This is a genomic window from Legionella santicrucis (genome assembly GCF_001468135.1).
In the GTDB taxonomy this organism is placed as follows: domain Bacteria; phylum Pseudomonadota; class Gammaproteobacteria; order Legionellales; family Legionellaceae; genus Legionella; species Legionella santicrucis.
The window spans coordinates 508,522-529,386 of record NZ_LNYU01000091.1; the positions used below are offsets into that span (position 1 = coordinate 508,522).

Here is a 20,865-nt window from a genome sequence, read left to right on the forward strand (position 1 = left end):
TGGCACCTACATGAGGCATTGTATGTAGGTCGATATTTTATTTCTCGTTTAAATTTAAAGAAGGGGTTACTGAAAGGAGCAATCATTACCGAATCTAGATTCAATTTATTGAAAATAATAAAATATCAAAAAAGTTGATATGACACATAAAATTAATCCATTGGTTATTTTTCCAGATAAATGCTTTTATTTTAATCATCTGATACTTGAAAACAAATTTTATAGCAGGAAATCAATAGGTCATTAAGCCAACTGGTTATACAAAAAAAGATCTTTTGAAGGTAGAAATAAAAGGGATATGAAGAGTTATTTTGATGAAAAAGAATAGAATTCTTGGTCCCAAGCTATTAAATAATTTTTATAAGATTTGGAGTAAAATATGCCAATTAAAGACTCAAAACCAAATAAAATAATATCACCACCACCATTAGGTTCACCCATCATTCAGAAGATATATCCCCAAGAACTTGTATTTGAGATACCCAAAGCTAAAGAGTCTTTTTTCAAAAAACATAAAAAAGCAATCATTGCTGTAAGCGCTACTGTGTTGGCTGCTGCTATTGTAGGTGCAGTTGCCTTCTTTGCTTGGCCGGCTGTTGCATCTGTTATTCTGGGTTTTGGGATCTATGGCCTTACTCTTGGGGCTCTAGCTGGCGCCAACTTAATAGCCCAGGTTGGTTTAGTTGCTGCTGTATTTGCAGTTGGCGGTTTTATTGCTGGTGGTGGGCTCGTTACTACTGGTTCTAAGGTGATAAATAGCATAAGCAAAGCATGGAATGCCTTATATGAGTCACCAATTGATACCCAACCTAATTCAATATCTCAACTAGATCCTGTTCCGCAATCTCTAAAAAGTATAGCGGAAACTTTGTCTCAAATTAAGGGTAATATCAAAAATCCTCCGTCATTAAATTCGGTTGTCCCTTCAACAGATTCGGGTGCTTTTTTAGCACAATTGCAACAAAAGAAGGAGAAATTAAAGAAATGGATTGAAATAAATAAACAGTTAATAAATGTTAATCCCTTAAGCAATGAATATAAACAACTGGAAGCTCAGGCTAATGAACTTGAAAAAGACATTCTATCAGATCGGCGAGCTCCGCTGAGTCAGAAAAATAAGCAGCAGGTAGAGGAGCAACCACAACGCTGCTTTTCTAATAAATCCCCAGATCCTGCTTCGCAATCTTTAAAGAGTATAGCGGAAACTTTGTCTCAAATTAAGGGTAATATCAAAAATCCTCCGTCATTAAATTCGGTTGCTCCTTCAACAGCTTCGGGTGCTTTTTTAGCACAAGTGCAACAAAAGAAGGAGAAATTAAAGAAATGGACTGAAATAAATAAACAGTTAATAAATGTTAATTCCTTGAGCAATGAATACAAACAACTGGAAGCCCAAGCTAATGAACTTGAAAAAGACATTCTATCAGATCGACGAGATCCGCTGGGTCAGAAAAATAAGCAGCAGACAGAGGAGCAACCACAACGCTGCTTTTCTAATAAATTCAAGGAAGCATATTGCAGTACCATTTCGACTGATGATAATTCTACTCCCGCGAGTTCTGTACACAACAATTAAATTCTAGGGATTGTCGACAATTCATTCTGCGCCCCTTTTCGCGCTTTATGCTTGAGTGATCCTCAAAAAATTTGAACTCTCTGATAGAGGTTCTATTGTACTAATATCTTGTATTTCAGGGGCTTGTGCCTGAGAAAAGAAATGGAAACCATTTCGTGAAGAAGCATTTTGCTCCTCTTTAGAGGAAACGTTTGATGTTGTAGTTAATGTCTTTTTAGGGGTAATTTTCACTAAACCCATCCCGCCATTTCTCTGCAAAGGGGTTTCATAATTGAATGATAACTGCAAATCTTCTTCTCCAATGAGTTCAATTTTATATGTTGCCAAGATACGAAATAAAGAAAGTAATTCCGTCATCGCAATTCGAAGACCTGGGCAACGTCTTGCTCCCGTTTTGAACGTAAGAAATCTGCCTTCTTTTTGCAATGCACTAGGTTTATAAGAGTTTGGGATTTCGGGAAAAAAATTGGCGTTATAAATTTCTTTATTCTTTTGTTTAGGTCCCCATCGTTCTGGAAAGATGTCGTTTGCAGTAATTAATTTTTTACCAACAGCTTTTTTCCCTTCTTCAGAAAGGACAATGTCTGGGAAATGCTTCTCATGGGTGTGTAAACTTTGCATAGGAATAAATACTAAGGCACCCGCCGGTAAGGTGAAAGAAAAATCATCAATAGTAAGAGTGATCGCCTCATTAATTATCTCGGGTACAATAGGAGCAGGTGGGGATAATCGTAACGCTTCAAGTAAAACAGCCTCAGTATAAGATAAAGCATCTTCTTTTCTAACAACATCCCAAGGAGAATGCAGTTCGAAGGGCTCTCCTGCTAAAATTTTTTGCTTAATTTCTTGTTTGATTATGGCATAGACTCTTTTATCTTGGAGTGCGATTTTTAGAGCTGCAATTAAGGCTGTAGAGGTCGCATCAAAACCTAATAAAGGGATAAACAAGCTTTCATTGATGACGTCCCTTATCAAGGTAGATAGAGAAGTATCATCTAAGTGCTGTTGTGAGTATTTGATCAAAGATTCACATTGCTCTGCAGTTAGTTTTGTTGTTGAATCGATCCCCATTTCCTTCAATTGGTTGGCTACATCCAGATTACTTAAAACACGCACTTTTAATAAGTAATTAAGCCAGCTTTGTTCCACCATTAATTGTTGTGAAATTGCTTCTAATGAAAAAATGAGATTGTAACCTAAGTCTAATACTTTGCTTCTTAGAACTAATAGCTCTTCTTCCTCTGATTTTTTAATAGGATCTAAGCTAAATAAACAATCTATTAACTCTTTTGTAATGGTTGAACTATAAAGTTTTTCAAAAGGTTGAACGACTTCTTTTCCGAAGTAAGTTGCAATCAATACCCTGCGTGAGAGTCTATCCATTATTTCACTTAATGGTTGTCTTTGAACAATTTGTTCCAATTCATATTCTTTAAAAAAATCAGCAACAATTTTGGCAACATGCCGTCTATTGGATTCGTTACGAGAAAGTATGGATGCACGAATTTTCGAGTGCATTTCTGATCCTAAAGTAGAAGACATTAAATTGTCAGGGCCTAATATAAGCGCTAAACGTTGAAAAAAGGGTTTTTGACCAAATTTTTTCTCATTAGATTTTTCGTAGAGTTGCTTAATTGCCTGTTGATTAGAAAGAACAAATACTTTCGTTAAATCAGGTAAACTGAAACAGGCTATGCCTGAACCTTCGTCAAGAGAGCGAGCACCGAGCTCCGCAACAAAAGTCATGAAATAAGCTTGCAGTTGTGCTTTTTTAGCAGGATTAGTTTTTAATAAAGCAATATCTTTTAGAAATGTAAGATAATGGCTTACTGAAGGATGGGTTAATTTTGCAACTGTATCTTTTTCTTTTTTGGCTGAACTATCTTTCCATATTTTAGAGACGTACGAAGCGACATTTTGAACCTTTTCAATAATGGAATCTCTGAGTGAATCCCATATAGGTAAAGGTTCTTCACTCATTATAATATAATCTAATTGATTATCATCCTGCTCTTCCATAAAAGTCCTCATAATTATAATGATGTAAAATCGGTTATTGTAATCTACTTTTCTAATGTCTAATATAAATCCATAATTCTTCCTACCCATTTTTTAATGGGTACAAAGTAACTTGCGATTGCTCAGCTAAAATCAAGAAAAAATCAGCAGTGTATTTGCAAATGATTCTCATTTATGTAATAACATAGCATTAGATTAAAGAAAAGATCATTAAAAAATGAAACGTATTTGCAAAATCGCAGTATTTCTTAGTCTGACCCCATACGCATTTGCTAATCATTCTTATTGTCCTGTTCACACTTGGCATAAAGTTAGCAGTTTGAATAGCGAGTGGGAGGTCAATTTGCGTATGATTAACGAGGAAGGGCTCTTTGTTGATCAAACGTGCCAGCCGATTAATCGAGTACGAATTTCAACAGCTAATCCGCTCACCTACGGATTTGGTTTTAAGGAGGATGCCACTTTTGATATTGCCTATACGGTGACTGCTGTACAGTCGACGGGTTCAAGTTTTGAATCAAAGGCCTGTGTCTTTGTAGTCACGGCCAATGGTCCTGCACAACCAGATATTCAGGCGCTTGCTTACCACGGAGCAACCTGTCAATGGAAGATTATACCCGGAGTTGGAGAGGATTTTATTGTGGGTTAAATAATGTTGCTCCTATTATTTATTTTTTAAAATTAATGCCTTTTCATATAATTCATTTTTACTTGCATTACTAAGTTTACAGGCAATAGCTACTGCTTGTTTTAATGGAAGTTCTTCCAGTAAGACGTGAAGTAATTTTTCATGAGTATCATGTTCCAGAGGAGCGGGGCGTGGAGGAATAATCAAAACAAACTCTCCTTTTATATGAGCAGGTTCTGCTAATAACCACTTTTTGATGTCACAAATAGTGCCAATAAGAAAGCGCTCAAATGTTTTGGTTAATTCCTTTGCTAAAACAATATCACATTCTTCACCATAAATGTCGCCAATGTCATTGAGACAATCAACGATACGATGGGTTGATTCATAAAAGATTAATGTATGAGGCTCTGCGCGTAAAGATTCAAGTTTTACTTTTCTCGCTTGTTGTTTTGCAGGTAGGAAGCCTAGAAAGAGAAATGAATCGCAAGGAACTCCAGCGGCACAAAGTGCTGTAATGAGCGCACAAGGACCAGGAATAGGAATCACAGGGATAGCATGTTGGTGTGCTAGCTTCACTAATAAGAACCCAGGATCACTAATTAAAGGAGTTCCTGCATCACTGATTAAGGCTGCAGATTTTCCTCCTAAAATTTGCTCGATCAAATCTTTGCTTTTATTGTTTTCGTTATGTGCATGCAAAGATTCAAGATGGTTTTTTATTCCTAAAGCATTTAATAATTGTGCTGAATGACGTGTATCTTCAGCTAAAATAAAATCAACAGACTTAAGTGTTTCCAGTGCTCTAAGCGTAATATCCTCACGGTTTCCTATAGGAGTGGCAACAATATAGAGAGTTCCTATGCCTGTTGCTAGTGAGTTATTCATAGTTTATCCTCTTGGGTTATTGCTTACTTAATGTCATGAAACATGTTAATAAATTCAATAAAAATTAGGGCTTTTTTTTTACTGATCTCTACTTCCTTTCTTTGCCAATGCACCACAGCAGTGACACCTCCCGAAATGGCGATACCTGTATCAATGTCAGAACCCAAAGCAGAAAAGAAAAAACTAGTAAGTCCATATTCTAAACCTACTTCTAGTTACCTTGCTCAAGCTAAAACCCAAGAGGGAATAGAAAAGCAACAATCTTTACTTAAAGCTGCAGGCCATTTGATTTCGGAAGGCAAGTGGCGACAAGGTTCTGCTATTTTAACACAGACTTCGGATTTGACGCCGATACTTGCGGATGAAAAAAATCTTTTATTGGCACAAATTGATTTGATTCGTGATCGTCCGCAAAAGGCGTTAAGTCAATTAGCAAAAATTACAGAGCAAGACGACTTGTCTCTTTATCAACAGGTCCAATATCATGAGCTTCTTGCAAAAGCCTACAGCACTGCAGGTAGTTCTTTAGACTCAGTAAAGGAACGTATAAAACTTGAATCGTTAATCACCGATGAGGAAAACCAAACAAATAACCGTCGTGCGCTTTGGTTGACACTCATGCGTATACCTCAGACTGAATTAACTGTTTTAGCAGCTAAGCTGCCCGAACAATCGGTGTTACAAGGATGGATCCAATTAGCTTTGATTTCACATAAATATAGGGATCATTCAAAATCCCTACTTGCGGCTTTAGATCAATGGCAATCTCATTTTAGCGATCATCCAGCAAACTATATTCTACCTAACCCATTGGATTCGATTGCAAATAAAATTCATGATCGACCAAAACAAGTAGCTCTTTTACTACCTCTAAGTGGCCCATTACAAGGGCCAGGAACTGCTGTACGTGATGGATTTATGGCCGCATCTAAAAATAACCAGGATGATACGTCCATAAATGTGAAAACTTATGATACTAACAGTGGTGATGTGACCGTATTGTACCAAAAAGCCCTCAATGAGGGTGCAGATTACATTGTAGGCCCTTTAACAAAATCACAGGCAGCTGCAGTTGCAGCATTATCGCATCCCGTTCCTACTTTGCTATTAAATGATTCAGATGCCCCTATTCAAGAAAATTCTTATTCGTTCGGTCTTTCACCGGCGAATGAAGCAATTCAAGTGGCAATAAAAGCAAAGAATAAAGGATATAGTCGCGCCTTAATTATTGCACCTGGAAATGCCTGGGGTAATGAGATCAGGAAATCCTTTAGTCAACAATGGCAAAAAAGTGGGGGTCGTATTGTTGATACATTTTTATATGGTTCCAATGATGATTTAAATAAAAAAATGAAAGATTTTTTACAAATTAGCAATAGCCAAAAGCGCGAAAGACAAATAAGAGAATTGTTAGGTCAAAAAATTCAACCTATGACCAGTCGTAGACAAGATTTTGATATGATTTTTTTATTGGCATATCCCTCTAAAGCACGACAGATTATGCCATTGTTAAATTATTATTATGCTGGAGATGTCCCTGTTTATGCCACTGCGAGTGTTTATGGAGGCAGCGCAAATCCATTGAAAGATAAAGATCTTGATGGGGTTATTTTTTGTGATATTCCTTGGGTTTTTGCGCATCAAGCAGGTTCACGAAATTGGCCAGAACAATTTAATAGTTATAATAGGCTGTATGCATTGGGAACAGATAGTTATACTTTGGCAACTCAACTGAATCAGTTGATGTTATTTCCTGCAGATGAAGCGCACACGGGAGACGGTATTTTATACCTCAAGCCATCACAACAAGTAGCATATGTATTAGAATGGGGACAGTTTAGAGATGGTCTTGTACATTCTTTGGGCGAGACAGTTTAATTGATGACGCAAGAGAAAGGGCGTGCGGCTGAAGAAAAAGCTTTAGCCTACTTAACAAAACAAGGTCTTAAACTGGTTGTAAACAATTATCGTTGTCGTTTTGGCGAAATTGATTTAATCATGCACGACAATAATTACCTTGTTTTTATAGAGGTTCGTTCACGAGTTTCCAATCAGTTTGGTGGTGGTATTTCAAGTGTTACTTATACAAAAAGGCGAAAAATAATAAAAACAGCCACATGTTTTATACTTGAACATCAAAAGTATAATCAGTTTGCTCTTCGTTTTGATGTTGTAAGTATTGATGGAGATACAGCATCGATTAACTGGATAAAAGATGCTTTTGGAACAGATTATTGATTTAACATTTAGGGGTTTGTTGATAATTCACCCTCATCTCCTATTATGTCTCGAGCATAAAACGCACTTAAGCGGTGGGGATCGATTGTCAACAGACCCTCGTTTTTTACTGAGGTAGAGGTTTAATATTATGGTACAAATGGAAGAACGAGTGAGGCATTTATTTGGTGTAAATATTGAAACTAAAATTGCTCTTGCTGATGCTTTATCCGATTCAATTGCCAGAGCAGGGCAACGTTTAGTCAATTGTTTGCTTACTGATGGCAAAATATTACTTTGTGGGAATGGTGGTTCAAGTGCTAATTGCATGCATTTCGCGAGTGCCATGCTCAATCAATTTGAGGTGGAAAGGCCCTCGCTTCCGGTAATTAATTTAAGTACTGATGCAACCAGTTTAAGTTCTTCAGCCAATGACAATCATTACAATCAGGTTTTTGCCCGACAAATTCAAGCCTTAGGCCAAGAAAATGATGTATTGCTTTTATTAACTACTTCAGGGAACTCGGATAGTATGTTACATGCACTTCATGCCGCAAATGAGCGAGGTATGGATACTATTGCTTTAAGTGGACGTGATGGCGGCGTTCTTGCAAATCATTTAGGACCCGAAGATATTGAGTTACGTGTTACATCTGACCATTCCGCCCGCATTAGGGAAATGCATTTGTTCATCTTACATTGCTTTTGTGATTTAATTGACCAATCGTTATTTGGCCAACTTTTGGGGTAAAACATGCATTTAAAATTAAAATCAATCTTTTTTCTTTTAATAATATCTTTATTAACAGGGTGTGTCGCTGCTGTGGTTACAGGTGCAGGTGCAGTCGCGGGCATGGTGTATGATCGGCGTGGTGTCGTAACAATGGAAGCTGATGCTCGTTTATTTCATCTTATTCATAAAGCCATAATAACAAATCATCAGTTTAGTGATTCGCGTGTTATTGTCACAAGCTTTAATCGTGTAGTATTACTTGTAGGACAAACTCCAACACCTTCTTTACGTATTTTAGCGGAAAAAATAGCTCGAGGAACTCCAGGGGTTCATCGCGTTTATAACGAAATCACCGTAGGCTACCCTATTCCGCTCACCGAACGCTCTAAGGACAGTTGGATTACAAGTCAGGTGCGTAGCAAAATGTTAGCCAAAAAAGGTCTTGAGTCAGGATCGATACGTATTGTAACAGAAAATGGTGTCGTTTATCTGATGGGTATTGTTCATGACGAGCAAGCAGCTCTTGCAGTGGATGCAGCACGTCGAGTTAATGGAGTACGTAAAGTTGTCAAAACGTTTCAGTATATACACTAGTTAAATATGTTAAAACAAGGACGTTTGATTTTATTCATATTAGGAATTTTCTTATTGCTTCCAGGCTGCGTTAGCGGATTATGGACGGGTGCTACTTTAGTTTATGATCGGCACGATGTTTATAAAAAGCTCGATGATTACAGTTTATTTTTAAAGGTGAATAACGCGATAATGGTTGATAATTTATTTAAAAATAATCAATGTGTTATCGATATAGCTGTTTTCAAAGGAGATATTTTGTTGGTTGGCCATGTACCAACTCCTGCAATGAAGAATGAATTACGTCGGCGATTAACCATGGTAAAGGGTTATAGACGGATGTTTAACCAAGTGGGGGTGAGTTCTGCATCATCTAATTCAATGGAAGATAGTTGGATAACTGCCAAAATTAGAAGTCAAATTTTTGCTGATGGATCTATAGATCCAAATGCATTTAAAGTGATTACTTCTGAGCGAGTTGTTTATTTAATGGGGGATGCGCATGAGGAGCAGGCTGTAAAAGTAATTAATATTTCGAGAAAAACAACCGATGTTGTTCGCGTCGTAAAGTTACTTAAATATTTTACTTATCAAAATCAGCTTGGTGAGTCTAATAATACCGTTTGAAATAAAAAGGTCGATCAAAACATACGTATTATAAAGGGCTAAACGACTTATTTAAGCTCTGTCAAAAAAAGGAAGTTACATATGAATAATGTAGGGCCTGTTGACAATTGTCCGCCACCTACGTGCCGCGGCTTGTCCGCGACATCCAGACGATCTAATTAACAGTTGTGAGTAGCTGTAAATCCAGGCACCAATTTGCTTTTGTGCTCCCAAACGCATTTGATCAAAATCTACCGTTGAACCCATGTATAATGTCCCATTGCGCTTGCTCGCCATGATATAAACGTAATAGGATCTCATCCTGCTTCCGTCAATAAATTGCCATTCAAGAGCGGGAGCGTGCACAAGTGTCTTAAAAACTTGCATTAATTATTGGATGGGAGAATCCAAATAAAGTAAGCTAAGAATGAACCGTAAACGCAAGAAATTTTCTTAATTTTTGAATCTAAATTCTGAAAGCTGATTCGGTCGCATTAATAAATGCGTCATGACCAATTATTTTTTTAGCAATAATTGCTTTCTGAGCTTGGTCACTCAATGGCCTTTCACAGGGTTGAGTTTCGGTTGTAAAAAATGGCCAGAAACCCCTTCTTTGTGTAGGTGTTACCCATTTTGTTAACGAATCCGTTTCTGCAATATCTTTTCTTTCTATAGGAGTTAGTTGCTCTTTTTGTAATTTTTTCTCAAAATATTGCGGTAAATCGGGTATCGCTTCAATCTGTTTCCCTTTTTTATCCAATAAGCTGGATAATTGCGATTGCAATTGCATTTTTTCTTCTATGATACGTTTTTTTTCATGAGCAAGCTGACTTGAAGCATCCTCTACGGTTCTTTTACCTGCTTCACGAAGCTCTAATAAAACTTGACTTATATCTTCCGTAAATTCGGACTCATTATAGTTTGCAATAAATTGATCAAGACGTTGAAGTGCTTTTTGTGCTGTAATAAATTGAAACAATAAAAAAGTTGGCTCAGGAACTTTCGTTTTAAACCAAGCGAGTAATGAGGAATGAGCACAGACTCCATTAACCTGTAATGTGAGTAAATGTTTGTCATCATGGAGTCTCCCTTCATGATATAAACGGAGAAACAAAGCAGTCATTTTTTCCATGGACTGTCCATCTTCAATGATTAGAGGAGTTAATAATTCTTCAATGAAATTAGTGCCAAAAATTTCCTCTATGGACATGTTACTTGTAACTTTAACTGGACGGGTTAGTGTGGCGCTTATAAGCGATAGGAAAAGAGTTCTATAACTTTCAGTTTGTGTTTCTCCAGCACCTGTATTAATTATTTTAAAAATAACTTCTTGGTTGTTTATTTTTTGACATTCAATCACAGTTGCATGGCCTCCATTTGCGGTGACATATCCATGCGGAATAATTAGAGAATCACCAGGTGGTAGTTCAAATAGAGACTTTTGCACTTGATAAGATAAATCATAAACTAATTCTTGTTGCGCCTCTTTATCCTCATTTAATTGCTTTATAACATGAATTGTGTCCAGCTCATAAGAAAATTTAGAGCACTCTTCGATTTGTTTTTGTAAATCATTAAAGAGCTTTTTTGTCTGGTTATCCAGTTTAAGCGTTTGGATGTTAACAAAATCACTTAAGTCATTGAGGAAGTGCTGATAAGCACTCGATCTTACTTTTCCCTGTAAGATTTCATGATGATTTAAATCTGTATTACCCATTAAATGATGTGAAAGATAGGTAAGTTTTTCTTTTTCTTGATATTGATCATAATGATCACGTTGCCATACTTGTCTTAAATCAAAACCAAAAAAGTGAAGTATGCGAAAAATAAAATTGGGATAATGGATGTTATTATAGGTTGTGGTGGCATTTGCACGTGACTTTTCAATTATTCCAATGATTGATTGTAACTCTTCTTCTTCAGGAGAAATAAATCCAAAAAAACCAACGAATTTTTCCCACCAATTTTTTTTGTTGTAGATTATAGAGTTGACTTTGTTAAGTGGAGTAAGCAGTTTTGCTAAATATTCTTGCTGAGCAAGATAACTTCGTTCAGGTGAGGTACTATATTTTTTAAATAATGCTCGTGATTTATGAACGCTCTTCTCAATTTCACGCTTTGAAAAACCTGATTCATTTGAAATATCTTTAATGAAAGCAGCTAATTCAGTTCTTGCTTCTAAATTAAAATTCATCTTAAAATCAAATGGTTGTCAAAATTTGCCCATATTTTAACAGTAAAATATTAACAAATTATTAAGTCTGTACCTTGTTGTCTGAGTATATTTTTTGTCCTGCGGCAGCATCTTTATTGATGGGGTTGCTTTTGCAAAAGTATTATAAAATTACTTTCTTTCAATCATCGATATAAAAAGTCACTCTACCTGTCAGATTGCGTAAAGTAGATGCTCCGCTTATGTCGGAGCATCGTTATTCAGTTCGCATTTTCTCCATGAACCTTAATTAGGATTTTATTCTACAAGAGTGAGGTATCTTTGGGATTTCTTCGTAAGAAATACTAGAAATATTTGAAGGATTCCATTTTCTGAAAAATCCATATATCCTATCTTCTAAAGTAAATACTGTCTGAGGTATTTGAACTGGCTGTTGCCTATTTTGTTGTTTTGCTGCAGGCTCTGATAACTTCTGAGGCACTGTACCCGTAGAAACAGCATCCAATGACTCTTGGGGCTGTTGATGGCTTTCTGATGCTGTAATCATGTCCAAATCGAGCTTCATTAGAGTCTTTTCTGGTTGATTATTAGCTTTCCGCATATAATTTATTGGATCTTTTACTAACTTATCAAATTCATCTTGGACAATCCGACTATTACTCTCACACAATTCTTTGGAAGTTTCGTTTCTAAGTCTAGTAATTTCCTTGTTTGTGAGTATCGCATTAAAAACAGCCTCAATAGCACCCACAGGCAGTCCTTTTAATTCCGCTTTATTTTCGTATTTTTCAAAAAACTTTTTAAGCTCGAGATCGAAAAAAGTATATACATCATATGCTTCAGTCAACTTATTATTATCAAATCTTGCAGAAACAAAGGAATTAAGACTAAGAGTATCTTTAGGACCCAATTTGGTCTTGTTTTCAGGAACTCCTTGGATGCCAAGATAGGTTTCAATTTTTTTTGCCAGAAGCATCATTGCATCGACAGAAGAGTACTTATTAAAATAAATTGTGATTTGATCGGTGTCTTTAAAGCGTTTATCGGAGGAATAGGAGGGCTCAATAATTTTATAATTAAAATTCACACAATTGCCTCTTTCCAATGCCTCTTCACTTAAAAGTTTCACTAAACCTAAGAGAACCTCTTCATTTAGCTCGCCAATCTCATTGATATTAATATGAAACTTAAGAGAAGCATCTGCGTTCTCATAAGACATGCCGAAGAAGAAATTATCCATTAATTTTTGTTCAGCTAATTTTTTTAACTCATCATTCGCGGTTTGTAACTTATGAAATTCTGTGATTGGTCCCACAAAATCATCATCAGCATTACATATCAATTTTAAAGGTAAGTATTTATTTGGGTTATGGTCTATCTTGTAGAAAATTGTTCGAAACATCCTATGACATTGAATAGCCTTGTTTTGTTTTCTAATTTCATCTGCTAATGTTTCTGCTGTGAGTTCTTTAAATTTCATGTTAAATCTCCAAATCTATTTCTAGAAGTTACTCGTTATTAGATCTATAGATGTAGCCTCTCAAATAAGTCTGGGCAAGTGGCTTTTTCGCAGGATCCAATAGTTCTAGAAACTACTAAGATATTGTAGATATGTAAGATTAGTGAATTCTTAATCAGCAATGAATATTTGGCTCATTAGATATTCCACTTTGGAAAAGGTATTCGTTTAAGGAGTTCTAGCAATAAACCCTCCAAAAAAAATTTCGAACAATTATTATTCTTTAGTGTTCACTTTTTTTGGAGACATTATTCTTGAGAATCCTAAAAAAACAATTAAGCTTAAAAATAAACCCAACTGTTTTCTTAGGATATACTTTTAATGAAACTGTCCTCTATCCGGTCGTTTACGCATTTTCTTTAAATTAGATTGACGCAACAATCCCGTAGAGCCATTGATATCTAGTTCGTCGAATTTATTGTTCGGATTACAAGGGTGGGTTCTACAGTGTTGTCGGTATTCGAGATGATGTTTGTTATGTTTATGGTGTATGCCATCGCCATAACGAACGAGCATTTTTTGTTGCAGATTAGCTGCTGTATGTTGGATCTTATCAGGCATGTTGTTTCCTTTTTCGAGGTTAATAAACACTACTTATTACCTGAATGGTGATAATAAGCTCCACACTTTAAGTATAGACGGTAAATTCAAATGAGGGCCTCCTCATTTACAATTAAAGAATCATTTGATAGTGTTTTGAAAAAAAGCGTATTTCATATAAGGATCACGATGGCGCATTGCATACGTATATTTCTGTTAGCTTGCTGCATAATTCTTCCTTTTTTTACAACCGCATTTGCGCAATTACCCAAAAATATGGATAAAAATGTAAGTGAATATTCTTATTCATTAGCATTACAAGCTGCTACTTGGGGATTACCTATTGTTACTATGTATAATCTACGCTATAACGATGCCTTGAAGCCTGATGCTAAATCCAGGCCAAACTCAATTTGGCGTTTGGAAAATATAGCTACTCCATCTCTTTCTGAACAAGCGGGTTATGTTACTCCAAATACAAATGTCATCTATGGATTTGGTTTCTTAGATTTATCCAAAGAACCAATCATCTTAAGTGTTCCTGATTCAAATAATCGTTATTATATGGTTCAGATTTTAGATATGTATACTAATTCCTTTGCTTATGTAGGTGGGATTAGTACAGGCTATAAAGGAGGAACTTATGCACTTGTAGGACCTCATTGGAAAGGGAAACTACCTAACCACATCACCCGTATTGAGGCGCCTACACCTTGGATTTTAATCCAGCCACGAGTCCATGTTGTTAATGATGCCGATTTACCAGGTGCCCAAAAGGTATTGAATGAGATAACTGTTACAGGTATGGCCCAATATCTGGGGCAAGCACCGACGCCTTTACCCACATACAATTTTATTAAGCCTGAATTGGTGAATCCTAAATTACCAGTCAGTGCGGTTGATTTTAAAGATCCTGTGCAGTTTTGGCAGATTTTATCGGCGGCAATTAATGAAAATCCACCGCCAAAAGATCAAATTAGTGCTCTATTACCCCTATTTAAACCGCTGGGAATTGAATATGGAAAACAATGGGATGCGACAAAAGTTTCACCTACTATTTTAGAATCTATGAAACGCGCCGCACAAAAAATTGGTTCTCTTAATGCAAATTTACCTCTCGGTATGTTTGTTAACGGATGGTTCATTCCACCACTAGATATTGGTAATGCGAAAACCAATTATTATTTGCGGGCAATCATCGCACGTGTTGGATTAACAGCGAATATTCCACGTGAAGCGATTTATTTTATGACAAAAAGAGACAGCAAATCGAACGATCTATTGAGTAATAAAAAATATACAATGACTTTCAAACAGTTGCCTCCGTATATTGCTCCAGGATTTTGGTCTTTAACTTTATATAATTGGGACAATAATTATACTGTTGAAAATCCAATTCATCGATATTCACTCGGTAGCGATAATCAAATGAAACTGAATGCTGATGGATCGCTTACAATTTATATTCAAAATACGAGTCCAGGAAAAGATAAGGAAGCAAATTGGTTGCCTTCGGGCAAAGACGGTCAATCCTTCTATTTGATATTACGTTCCTATGCACCAGGAAAAGCAATAGTAGACTCATTGTCTGACTCAAAATCGTTCGCTGTTCCAGCGGTGATCGAATCACAATCATTTTAGGGAGAAAATGAATGAATTACCTGCATACAATGGTTAGAGTGTCAAACTTAGAGCAATCACTTGATTTCTACTGCAACAAATTAGGGCTTATTGAAGTAAAACGTACAGAACATGAAAAAGGTCGATTTACACTCATATTTCTCGCTGCTCCAAATGATTTAGAACAAGCAAAACAGTCTAACGCTCCGATGTTGGAGCTTACTTATAACTGGGATCCTGAAGCGTATCATGAAGGTCGTAATTTTGGTCATTTAGCCTATCGCGTTGATAATATTTATGAAACGTGCCAACGATTAAAAAAACTAGGTGTCATCATTAATAGACCGCCACGCGATGGTTATATGGCATTTATTCGTTCTCCAGACAATATTTCTATAGAATTACTTCAAAAAGGAGAAGCGCTACCTTCCCAAGAACCATGGGCATCTGATCCAAATATTGGTCATTGGTAATAAACATTATCCAGATATATACTTAAAAGAACCGCTGTGCTAGTGGTTCTGCTTAATGCCACCTTCTTGACTTGGCTTGGTTTTTCTCTCAGTTTTTAACTTGTGACTAAGCGATAATAGATTGGGGGGCGTTTTTGCCTGAGTTAATGCCAGATTGTCTTGTGTATGTGATATAATATTAACTCATAAATGAATGATTTTTAAACAAGGAATAGTCATATTTTCGAAATATGCTAATTCTTTCGTTCATTCAACAGTAAAAGGCATTAGGACCTACAATAACCGTATGTTTTCAAACAGTAGTATACCTGAACCACATAGTAAAGAGTTTCTTGAGTTACAAAAAAAGTTATTTCAATTTAAAAAAATACCCATAGAAGTGACTTTTTTACCCTCAGGCACACAGCTTGTTGGATTAAATATAACTAAGGCAGAGCCATATTTTTTAAGTACCGCCCCAGTATATCAACCGCAAATATTAAAATCGCTTTCCCAAAACGAAAAACAAGAATGGTTGGAAATGGCTAAGAACTATTATGCCCAAGTAGGTAGATACGAACTATTATGTGATGTCAATTGTCTCTCAAGCAAATCAGAAAATGGTATATCTGTGTACTATATTGATCATGGTTTACTGGAAGCAAAGTCTTATACTCCACTTAATCTTGTAGTAGAAGATTTAAAGGAATAAGCTAAATCTGGTTTTTAATAATTAACGTTGATGTAAAAGTGAATTTATATTTTAGAGCAATGGAAATTACACTGACTCCAGAAATCTAAACTTAGAGCAAAATTTCTGAGCCAGTGGGTAAACTTTTAAATGTGGAGGGGATATCCTCTCCTAAGACTAACGAGAAGTTCTTCTATCAATATCCTTATTCGTTTTTCATGCCTAACATAGGGACTGCTGGGGCTTGTTCCATTTTGGCTCTATTTTGAAGATCTTCTTTATATAGTTGATAGTGTAATTCGAAATGTTCTGTAACTAAACTGGTTGTGTCATTAATTATTGCAGCCATTTGAGATGAGGGATCAACACATTCATTTAACAAGTTTGGAATCGCATGAAGAAGTTCCATAGGGGTTAATTGTTTGTATTCCTCGTTCCATACATTATGGTTAACCCAGTTTAAGGCCGGTAGAACTTCATAATAATTATGATATCCTTGCTTGTAAAAATTACAGCCAGCTATCACCATGCCAAGAAGCAGTGTTCCCTGTGGATCTTTTACAAGATCTAATCTGCCAGCTTTAGACAAAAGACCTAATGATGCTTGCATTACTGCCCCCGTAGTTCCAGAAACATCAAAAAAATGGGGAAGATTCATATGGTCATGGAGGTGAAGTGTTCTACCAGTTGCATCACACACTATGACACTACGAATCAGGGGAATATTAGGCATCAGACAATCATCAGTAACGTTATTTGACAGAGACTCAAGATAATGGCTTACCGTAACAAGTTCTGCATCTGATATTTGAGCGCCTTGTGTGTATAGTTGCATTTGTAAATGAGCAAAAGGCGACCCCGGCGCCTTGATGTATGGAACATGAAAATTCTTTAATGAAACCATTAATTCGTTTATGAAATTCTCTAAGCCAGCTACGTCCTTCCCTGCCTTTTTAGCTTTTTCAATTTTGCAGTTGTTACTTCCATAAGAATTAGCAATCATACCCAAAGGAGAAAGGACCACTTCAAGTACTCTTAAAAATTGTTGAGGTGGTACTTGATGCTCTCCCTTTAGTATTTTTATTAATAAATCATGGTTCTCCAGTACATCTCTAGAGCGGCTTTCTGGGACGCTAGATCCTATCTCAAAAAGACTCTTAAGCGTATTTCGATCCAATTTTTCTAATTCTGTACCCAGCTCAAAACCAATAATAGTAGCGGCATTAAGAATCTCAGGTTTTGGATTTCTAGCAATTCCAACAGCTGTACGCATTAATAAATAATGTTCTGGACAGACAGCTGATATTTTATCAATTGCACATAATTTACCATAAGTTTTTCCTAAAGCATGTGCAACGGAAGGATGTTGCTTTTTTCCATTTGGAAATGGTGGCTGTAAGGCAATATTTTGTCGTGATGAATGAAGTGTTGGCACAATCGTTGATAATGTCATCGCTTTTGCAATCAAGCGCTTTTCAGGGTTGTCCCACTCCTGAGTAAATCGTTCGGAAGCATAGGAGGATATTCCACGGCTAAACATTCCGTCCAGAGAGTTAGCAATAAATTTATCACGATGGATTTTAGGATAGTTCTTTCTGGATAGTGCAAACATTTTAGTAACCTCATTGTATACCACATACGTGATAAAAAATTAAATTGATTTAAATTTAATACTTACCTCTAGGAGGATGTATTGGATAAGCAGTTATTGTTGTTATGGTTACCATTAAATCGTATAGTGCAATATTAGTCCAATTTAATATATGCATATGTTATATCAAAATATTTAATAACTTATTATTTTCAGTGGGTTAATATTGGAAATTAATGATTTTTAACATAAACAGGGTTAAACCGCAGCGCACATTGACTAATGGAATAACCGTCAAAGCGCCTAACGTTTATTTATGATTTAGTGTATTGGAACTTTTTTGGGGCAAGCAGCGAATAAAATAGGACATTGATTATTCATTCGGGTTGCATTATAATTCGCGCGGTGAAACTTAGGTGAATATGTGAACAAACAGCTAAGTAAGCGCGGCATTGTTCGGCTTTGGCTTGTGCAAATAAGCGTTACATTGGTTTTTGCAGTTTTTTGTGTGCTAGCATATGGTGCTAATGCAGCCATTTCGGCATTGCTTGGTGGGATGGTTTGTATCATTCCCAATGCATATTTCGCAATTAAACTATTTAAGTATCAAGGTGCACGCTCAGCTAGGCAAATTGTAAATAGTTTCTATAAAGGCGAAGCGCTAAAAATATTTATATCCATATTCCTATTCACTGCGGTGTTTCTTTTCTTTAAAATAACTCCGCTCGCGTTTTTTGTATCCTATATTATGATACTGATGACGCATTGGTTTGCCCCGTTGATTATTAATAAACAGAATAGGCCTGAAAGTGACTGAAATGGTATCTAGTTCAAACTATATTAAACATCATCTAACATATCTTAATTACAATGTTAGTGATATGACATTTGGTTCAGGTGGTTTCTGGACTTTACACCTTGATACACTGTTTTTTTCTATTACATTAGGAGTTATCGTTTGTGCTCTGATGTATTTTGGTGCCCGTAAGGTTACAACAGGGGTTCCTGGTAAGTTGCAGAATTTTGCTGAAATCATGCTGCAATTTGCTGATAACCAGGTTAAAGATTGTTTTCATGGAAAAAACAATTTAATAGGCCCTCTGGCATTAACTATATTCATGTGGGTCTTTCTAATGAATTTTATGGATATCCTGCCAGTAGATATATTACCCGATCTAGCTCAGGCTGGAGGTATTCATTACCTAAAAGTAGTGCCAACAACAGATTTAAACTTGACTTTTGCACTATCAATCTCAGTATTTATGCTTATTATTTTTTATAGCATTAAAATAAAAGGTCCTAAAAAGTTTATAAAAGAGCTTACACTACAACCTTTTAATCATCCCGGATTCATACCATTTAACCTGTTGCTTGAGTTGGTCGGCCTCATTGCTAAACCTATTTCATTGGCACTCCGGTTATTTGGAAACTTATATGCAGGCGAATTGATTTTTATATTAATCGCGCTGTTAACCTTAAATGCTGCAACATCATCACCAGTAAGTACTGCGACCTTAGGCACAGCTCAATTTATTTTGGCTTTGGCTTGGTCAATATTCCATATCCTGGTGATCACATTGCAAGCATTTATTTTCATGGTACTAACTATTGTTTATCTTAGTTTAGCGCATGAAGATCACTAACCGATTTTAATTTTCATCCATTGTAAAGGGGATAAATATGCAAGCCGCTAGTTTAATAGCACAAATTCAAAGTATGACCGTTGTTGCGGTTGCCTTGTTAATTGGTTTGGGTGCGTTGGGTACAGCGATAGGATTTGGTTTGCTTGGTGGCAAATTCCTTGAGGGCTCAGCTCGTCAACCAGAAATGGTTCCAATGCTACAAGTTAAGATGTTCATCGTTGCTGGTTTATTAGATGCCGTAACTATGATTGGAGTAGGTATCGCGTTATTCTTTACTTTCTCAAATCCTTTCCTTAGCGGTATAGGTTCTTGATAACACATAGTTCAGGGCGCAAAGCGCCCTAATTGTTACAGGAGATAAACGGTGGAAATTAACGTAACACTAATAGTACAAATGCTGGTATTTGCGGCTTTTGTTTTGTTTACTATGAAATTAGTTTGGCCTCCTTTGGCAAAAGCTATGGAAGAGAGACAAGACAAAATTGCTGATGGTTTAGCATCTGCAGAACGTGGTCGAAAAGAACTCGAGCTAGCACAACATCGTGTCAAAGATGAATTAAAGCAAGCAAAAATTCAATCGACAGACATCATTGAAAAGGCAAACAAGCGCGCTGCTCAAATTATTGAAGAAGCAAAGGACGCAGCTAAGCATGAGGCTCAGGTTCAGATGAAGCTTGCCCAAGAGCAATTGATGCAACAAATAAATCATGCAAAAGATGAGTTGCGCAAACAAGTGGCAAGCTTAGCAATAACCGGTGCTGAAAAAATTCTGATGCGTGAAGTGGATGCCAAAGCAAATACCGCATTGTTAGATAACTTGATAGAAGAGATTTAAAATGTCTGATAGCACCACCATAGCCAGACCCTATGCTAAGGCGATTTTTGAATATGCTTTAGGGGAAAATAAATTAGCTGAGTGGTCAGCTCATTTGAGAAATCTTGTTCTAGCTGTGTTGACTCCAGAGGCGGAGAAGTTTGTAACTAATCCAGCAACAACTGTTGAACAACATATAGAGTTGTTGCAAACAGCAGTTGGTACAAAGTCAAATGACGACAGACCAATAAATAATGTCATCGCGTTATTAGCTACAAATAAGCGACTAATGTTATTACCAGAGATTTACGCACTTTATGAAATACATCGTGCAGATCAAGAAAAAACGCTAGATGTGAATGTATGTAGTTATTCTGAGTTAACAAGTGCACAACAACAACGCTTAATAGAATCATTGAGTCAGCGCTTAAAGCGTAAGGTCTCGTTAAAAATCAGTATTGATCCTTCCTTGCTTGGTGGAGCAATAATTCGAGCGGGTGATTTAGTTATAGATGGTTCAGTTCGAGGCAAGCTTAATAAGCTTAGCACCAACTTAGCCGCTTAATTTAGAGGATAGTTTCC

At 36.4% G+C, this 20,865-nt stretch carries 21 protein-coding genes and 1 pseudogene; 15 read left to right on the top strand and 7 right to left on the bottom strand.

Annotated elements, in window-relative coordinates; genetic code table 11:
• The first annotated feature begins 379 nt into the window (after window positions 1–379).
• Complete coding sequence (locus tag Lsan_RS20040) at window positions 380–1,576, top strand: DUF5336 domain-containing protein (protein ID WP_058515865.1); 1,197 nt, start codon at window positions 380–382, stop codon at window positions 1,574–1,576.
• A 45-nt stretch (window positions 1,577–1,621) separates the two neighbouring features.
• Here Lsan_RS20040 and Lsan_RS20045 read toward each other — a convergent pair whose 3' ends face one another.
• Entirely contained in the window at window positions 1,622–3,595 is a 1,974-nt protein-coding gene (locus Lsan_RS20045) for a cytochrome P450 (protein ID WP_058515866.1), read from the bottom strand.
• Window positions 3,596–3,944: 349 nt separating this feature from the next.
• Between Lsan_RS20045 and Lsan_RS20050 the strand changes: the two genes are divergently transcribed.
• Window positions 3,945–4,244, top strand: a complete 300-nt coding sequence (locus tag Lsan_RS20050; RefSeq protein WP_237762222.1) for a hypothetical protein — start codon at window positions 3,945–3,947, stop codon at window positions 4,242–4,244.
• Between the two features lie 15 nt (window positions 4,245–4,259).
• Here the strand turns inward: Lsan_RS20050 and rsmI are convergent, their stop codons facing one another.
• Window positions 4,260–5,111, bottom strand: coding sequence for a 16S rRNA (cytidine(1402)-2'-O)-methyltransferase (gene rsmI, locus Lsan_RS20055; protein ID WP_058515868.1), 852 nt, complete (start codon window positions 5,109–5,111; stop codon window positions 4,260–4,262).
• 42 nt (window positions 5,112–5,153) lie between these two features.
• On the opposite strand from rsmI, the gene Lsan_RS20060 reads away from it, so the two are divergent.
• The 5 genes from Lsan_RS20060 (at window position 5,154) to Lsan_RS20080 (ending at window position 9,261) form a co-directional block, all read left to right on the top strand.
• Window positions 5,154–6,989, top strand: a complete 1,836-nt coding sequence (locus Lsan_RS20060; RefSeq protein ID WP_058515869.1) for a penicillin-binding protein activator — start codon at window positions 5,154–5,156, stop codon at window positions 6,987–6,989.
• A 3-nt stretch (window positions 6,990–6,992) separates the two neighbouring features.
• On the top strand, window positions 6,993–7,349 hold the full coding sequence (locus Lsan_RS20065) for a YraN family protein (protein ID WP_058515870.1): 357 nt from the start codon (window positions 6,993–6,995) through the stop codon (window positions 7,347–7,349).
• Between the two features lie 130 nt (window positions 7,350–7,479).
• Window positions 7,480–8,079: a D-sedoheptulose-7-phosphate isomerase gene (locus Lsan_RS20070; RefSeq protein WP_058515871.1), complete on the top strand. Its 600-nt coding sequence runs from the start codon at window positions 7,480–7,482 to the stop codon at window positions 8,077–8,079.
• Between the two features lie 3 nt (window positions 8,080–8,082).
• Window positions 8,083–8,655, top strand: coding sequence for a BON domain-containing protein (locus tag Lsan_RS20075; RefSeq protein ID WP_058515872.1), 573 nt, complete (start codon window positions 8,083–8,085; stop codon window positions 8,653–8,655).
• A gap of 6 nt (window positions 8,656–8,661) precedes the next feature.
• A complete protein-coding gene (locus Lsan_RS20080; protein WP_058515873.1) occupies window positions 8,662–9,261 on the top strand; it encodes a BON domain-containing protein in 600 nt (199 codons plus the stop codon).
• A gap of 164 nt (window positions 9,262–9,425) precedes the next feature.
• Here Lsan_RS20080 and Lsan_RS20085 read toward each other — a convergent pair.
• From Lsan_RS20085 to Lsan_RS20100, 4 genes and pseudogenes are all read right to left on the bottom strand, one after another.
• Window positions 9,426–9,561: pseudogene (locus Lsan_RS20085) on the bottom strand (GIY-YIG nuclease family protein); the annotation flags it as partial.
• A 145-nt stretch (window positions 9,562–9,706) separates the two neighbouring features.
• Window positions 9,707–11,434: a hypothetical protein gene (locus tag Lsan_RS20090; RefSeq protein WP_058515874.1), complete on the bottom strand. Its 1,728-nt coding sequence runs from the start codon at window positions 11,432–11,434 to the stop codon at window positions 9,707–9,709.
• A gap of 268 nt (window positions 11,435–11,702) precedes the next feature.
• Entirely contained in the window at window positions 11,703–12,893 is a 1,191-nt protein-coding gene (locus Lsan_RS20095) for a hypothetical protein (RefSeq protein WP_058515875.1), read from the bottom strand.
• A 357-nt stretch (window positions 12,894–13,250) separates the two neighbouring features.
• Complete coding sequence (locus Lsan_RS20100) at window positions 13,251–13,493, bottom strand: hypothetical protein (RefSeq protein WP_058515876.1); 243 nt, start codon at window positions 13,491–13,493, stop codon at window positions 13,251–13,253.
• Window positions 13,494–13,661: 168 nt separating this feature from the next.
• On the opposite strand from Lsan_RS20100, the gene Lsan_RS20105 reads away from it, so the two are divergent.
• From Lsan_RS20105 to Lsan_RS20115, 3 genes are all read left to right on the top strand, one after another.
• A complete protein-coding gene (locus Lsan_RS20105; RefSeq protein ID WP_058515877.1) occupies window positions 13,662–15,113 on the top strand; it encodes a DUF1254 domain-containing protein in 1,452 nt (483 codons plus the stop codon).
• 11 nt (window positions 15,114–15,124) lie between these two features.
• Window positions 15,125–15,565 (top strand): VOC family protein, encoded by a 441-nt coding sequence (locus Lsan_RS20110; protein WP_058515878.1) that lies wholly within the window; start codon window positions 15,125–15,127, stop codon window positions 15,563–15,565.
• A 286-nt stretch (window positions 15,566–15,851) separates the two neighbouring features.
• Window positions 15,852–16,256, top strand: coding sequence for a hypothetical protein (locus tag Lsan_RS20115; RefSeq protein ID WP_058515879.1), 405 nt, complete (start codon window positions 15,852–15,854; stop codon window positions 16,254–16,256).
• Between the two features lie 184 nt (window positions 16,257–16,440).
• On the opposite strand, the gene Lsan_RS22735 is transcribed toward Lsan_RS20115, so the two are convergent.
• Window positions 16,441–17,847, bottom strand: coding sequence for a hypothetical protein (locus Lsan_RS22735; protein ID WP_058515880.1), 1,407 nt, complete (start codon window positions 17,845–17,847; stop codon window positions 16,441–16,443).
• A 403-nt stretch (window positions 17,848–18,250) separates the two neighbouring features.
• Here Lsan_RS22735 and Lsan_RS20125 point away from each other — a divergent pair, with 403 nt between their 5' ends.
• The 5 genes from Lsan_RS20125 to Lsan_RS20145 are packed head-to-tail and all read left to right on the top strand — an operon-like array spanning window position 18,251 to window position 20,848.
• On the top strand, window positions 18,251–18,643 hold the full coding sequence (locus Lsan_RS20125; protein WP_058515881.1) for a F0F1 ATP synthase subunit I: 393 nt from the start codon (window positions 18,251–18,253) through the stop codon (window positions 18,641–18,643).
• A 1-nt stretch (window position 18,644) separates the two neighbouring features.
• Complete coding sequence (atpB, locus tag Lsan_RS20130) at window positions 18,645–19,469, top strand: F0F1 ATP synthase subunit A (protein WP_058515882.1); 825 nt, start codon at window positions 18,645–18,647, stop codon at window positions 19,467–19,469.
• A gap of 37 nt (window positions 19,470–19,506) precedes the next feature.
• On the top strand, window positions 19,507–19,782 hold the full coding sequence (gene atpE / locus Lsan_RS20135) for a F0F1 ATP synthase subunit C (RefSeq protein WP_003633911.1): 276 nt from the start codon (window positions 19,507–19,509) through the stop codon (window positions 19,780–19,782).
• A 51-nt stretch (window positions 19,783–19,833) separates the two neighbouring features.
• The gene (locus Lsan_RS20140) at window positions 19,834–20,304 is read left to right on the top strand and encodes a F0F1 ATP synthase subunit B (RefSeq protein WP_058515883.1); all 471 of its coding nucleotides are present in this window, start codon (window positions 19,834–19,836) and stop codon (window positions 20,302–20,304) included.
• Window position 20,305: 1 nt separating this feature from the next.
• Window positions 20,306–20,848 (top strand): F0F1 ATP synthase subunit delta, encoded by a 543-nt coding sequence (locus tag Lsan_RS20145; RefSeq protein ID WP_058515884.1) that lies wholly within the window; start codon window positions 20,306–20,308, stop codon window positions 20,846–20,848.
• Window positions 20,849–20,865: the final 17 nt, after the last annotated feature.

Coding starts and splice junctions, on each gene's coding strand:
- Lsan_RS20070 (WP_058515871.1), top strand. CDS start 7,480: ATGGTACAAATGGAAGAACGAGTGAGGCATTTATTTGGTGTAAATATT.
- Lsan_RS20145 (WP_058515884.1), top strand. CDS start 20,306: ATGTCTGATAGCACCACCATAGCCAGACCCTATGCTAAGGCGATTTTT.
- atpB (WP_058515882.1), top strand. CDS start 18,645: ATGGTATCTAGTTCAAACTATATTAAACATCATCTAACATATCTTAAT.
- Lsan_RS20115 (WP_058515879.1), top strand. CDS start 15,852: ATGTTTTCAAACAGTAGTATACCTGAACCACATAGTAAAGAGTTTCTT.
- Lsan_RS22735 (WP_058515880.1), bottom strand. CDS start 17,847: ATGTTTGCACTATCCAGAAAGAACTATCCTAAAATCCATCGTGATAAA.
- atpE (WP_003633911.1), top strand. CDS start 19,507: ATGCAAGCCGCTAGTTTAATAGCACAAATTCAAAGTATGACCGTTGTT.
- Lsan_RS20040 (WP_058515865.1), top strand. CDS start 380: ATGCCAATTAAAGACTCAAAACCAAATAAAATAATATCACCACCACCA.
- Lsan_RS20045 (WP_058515866.1), bottom strand. CDS start 3,595: ATGGAAGAGCAGGATGATAATCAATTAGATTATATTATAATGAGTGAA.
- Lsan_RS20095 (WP_058515875.1), bottom strand. CDS start 12,893: ATGAAATTTAAAGAACTCACAGCAGAAACATTAGCAGATGAAATTAGA.
- Lsan_RS20080 (WP_058515873.1), top strand. CDS start 8,662: ATGTTAAAACAAGGACGTTTGATTTTATTCATATTAGGAATTTTCTTA.
- Lsan_RS20075 (WP_058515872.1), top strand. CDS start 8,083: ATGCATTTAAAATTAAAATCAATCTTTTTTCTTTTAATAATATCTTTA.
- Lsan_RS20060 (WP_058515869.1), top strand. CDS start 5,154: ATGTTAATAAATTCAATAAAAATTAGGGCTTTTTTTTTACTGATCTCT.
- Lsan_RS20050 (WP_237762222.1), top strand. CDS start 3,945: ATGATTAACGAGGAAGGGCTCTTTGTTGATCAAACGTGCCAGCCGATT.
- Lsan_RS20110 (WP_058515878.1), top strand. CDS start 15,125: ATGAATTACCTGCATACAATGGTTAGAGTGTCAAACTTAGAGCAATCA.
- rsmI (WP_058515868.1), bottom strand. CDS start 5,111: ATGAATAACTCACTAGCAACAGGCATAGGAACTCTCTATATTGTTGCC.
- Lsan_RS20090 (WP_058515874.1), bottom strand. CDS start 11,434: ATGAATTTTAATTTAGAAGCAAGAACTGAATTAGCTGCTTTCATTAAA.
- Lsan_RS20100 (WP_058515876.1), bottom strand. CDS start 13,493: ATGCCTGATAAGATCCAACATACAGCAGCTAATCTGCAACAAAAAATG.
- Lsan_RS20065 (WP_058515870.1), top strand. CDS start 6,993: ATGACGCAAGAGAAAGGGCGTGCGGCTGAAGAAAAAGCTTTAGCCTAC.
- Lsan_RS20105 (WP_058515877.1), top strand. CDS start 13,662: ATGGCGCATTGCATACGTATATTTCTGTTAGCTTGCTGCATAATTCTT.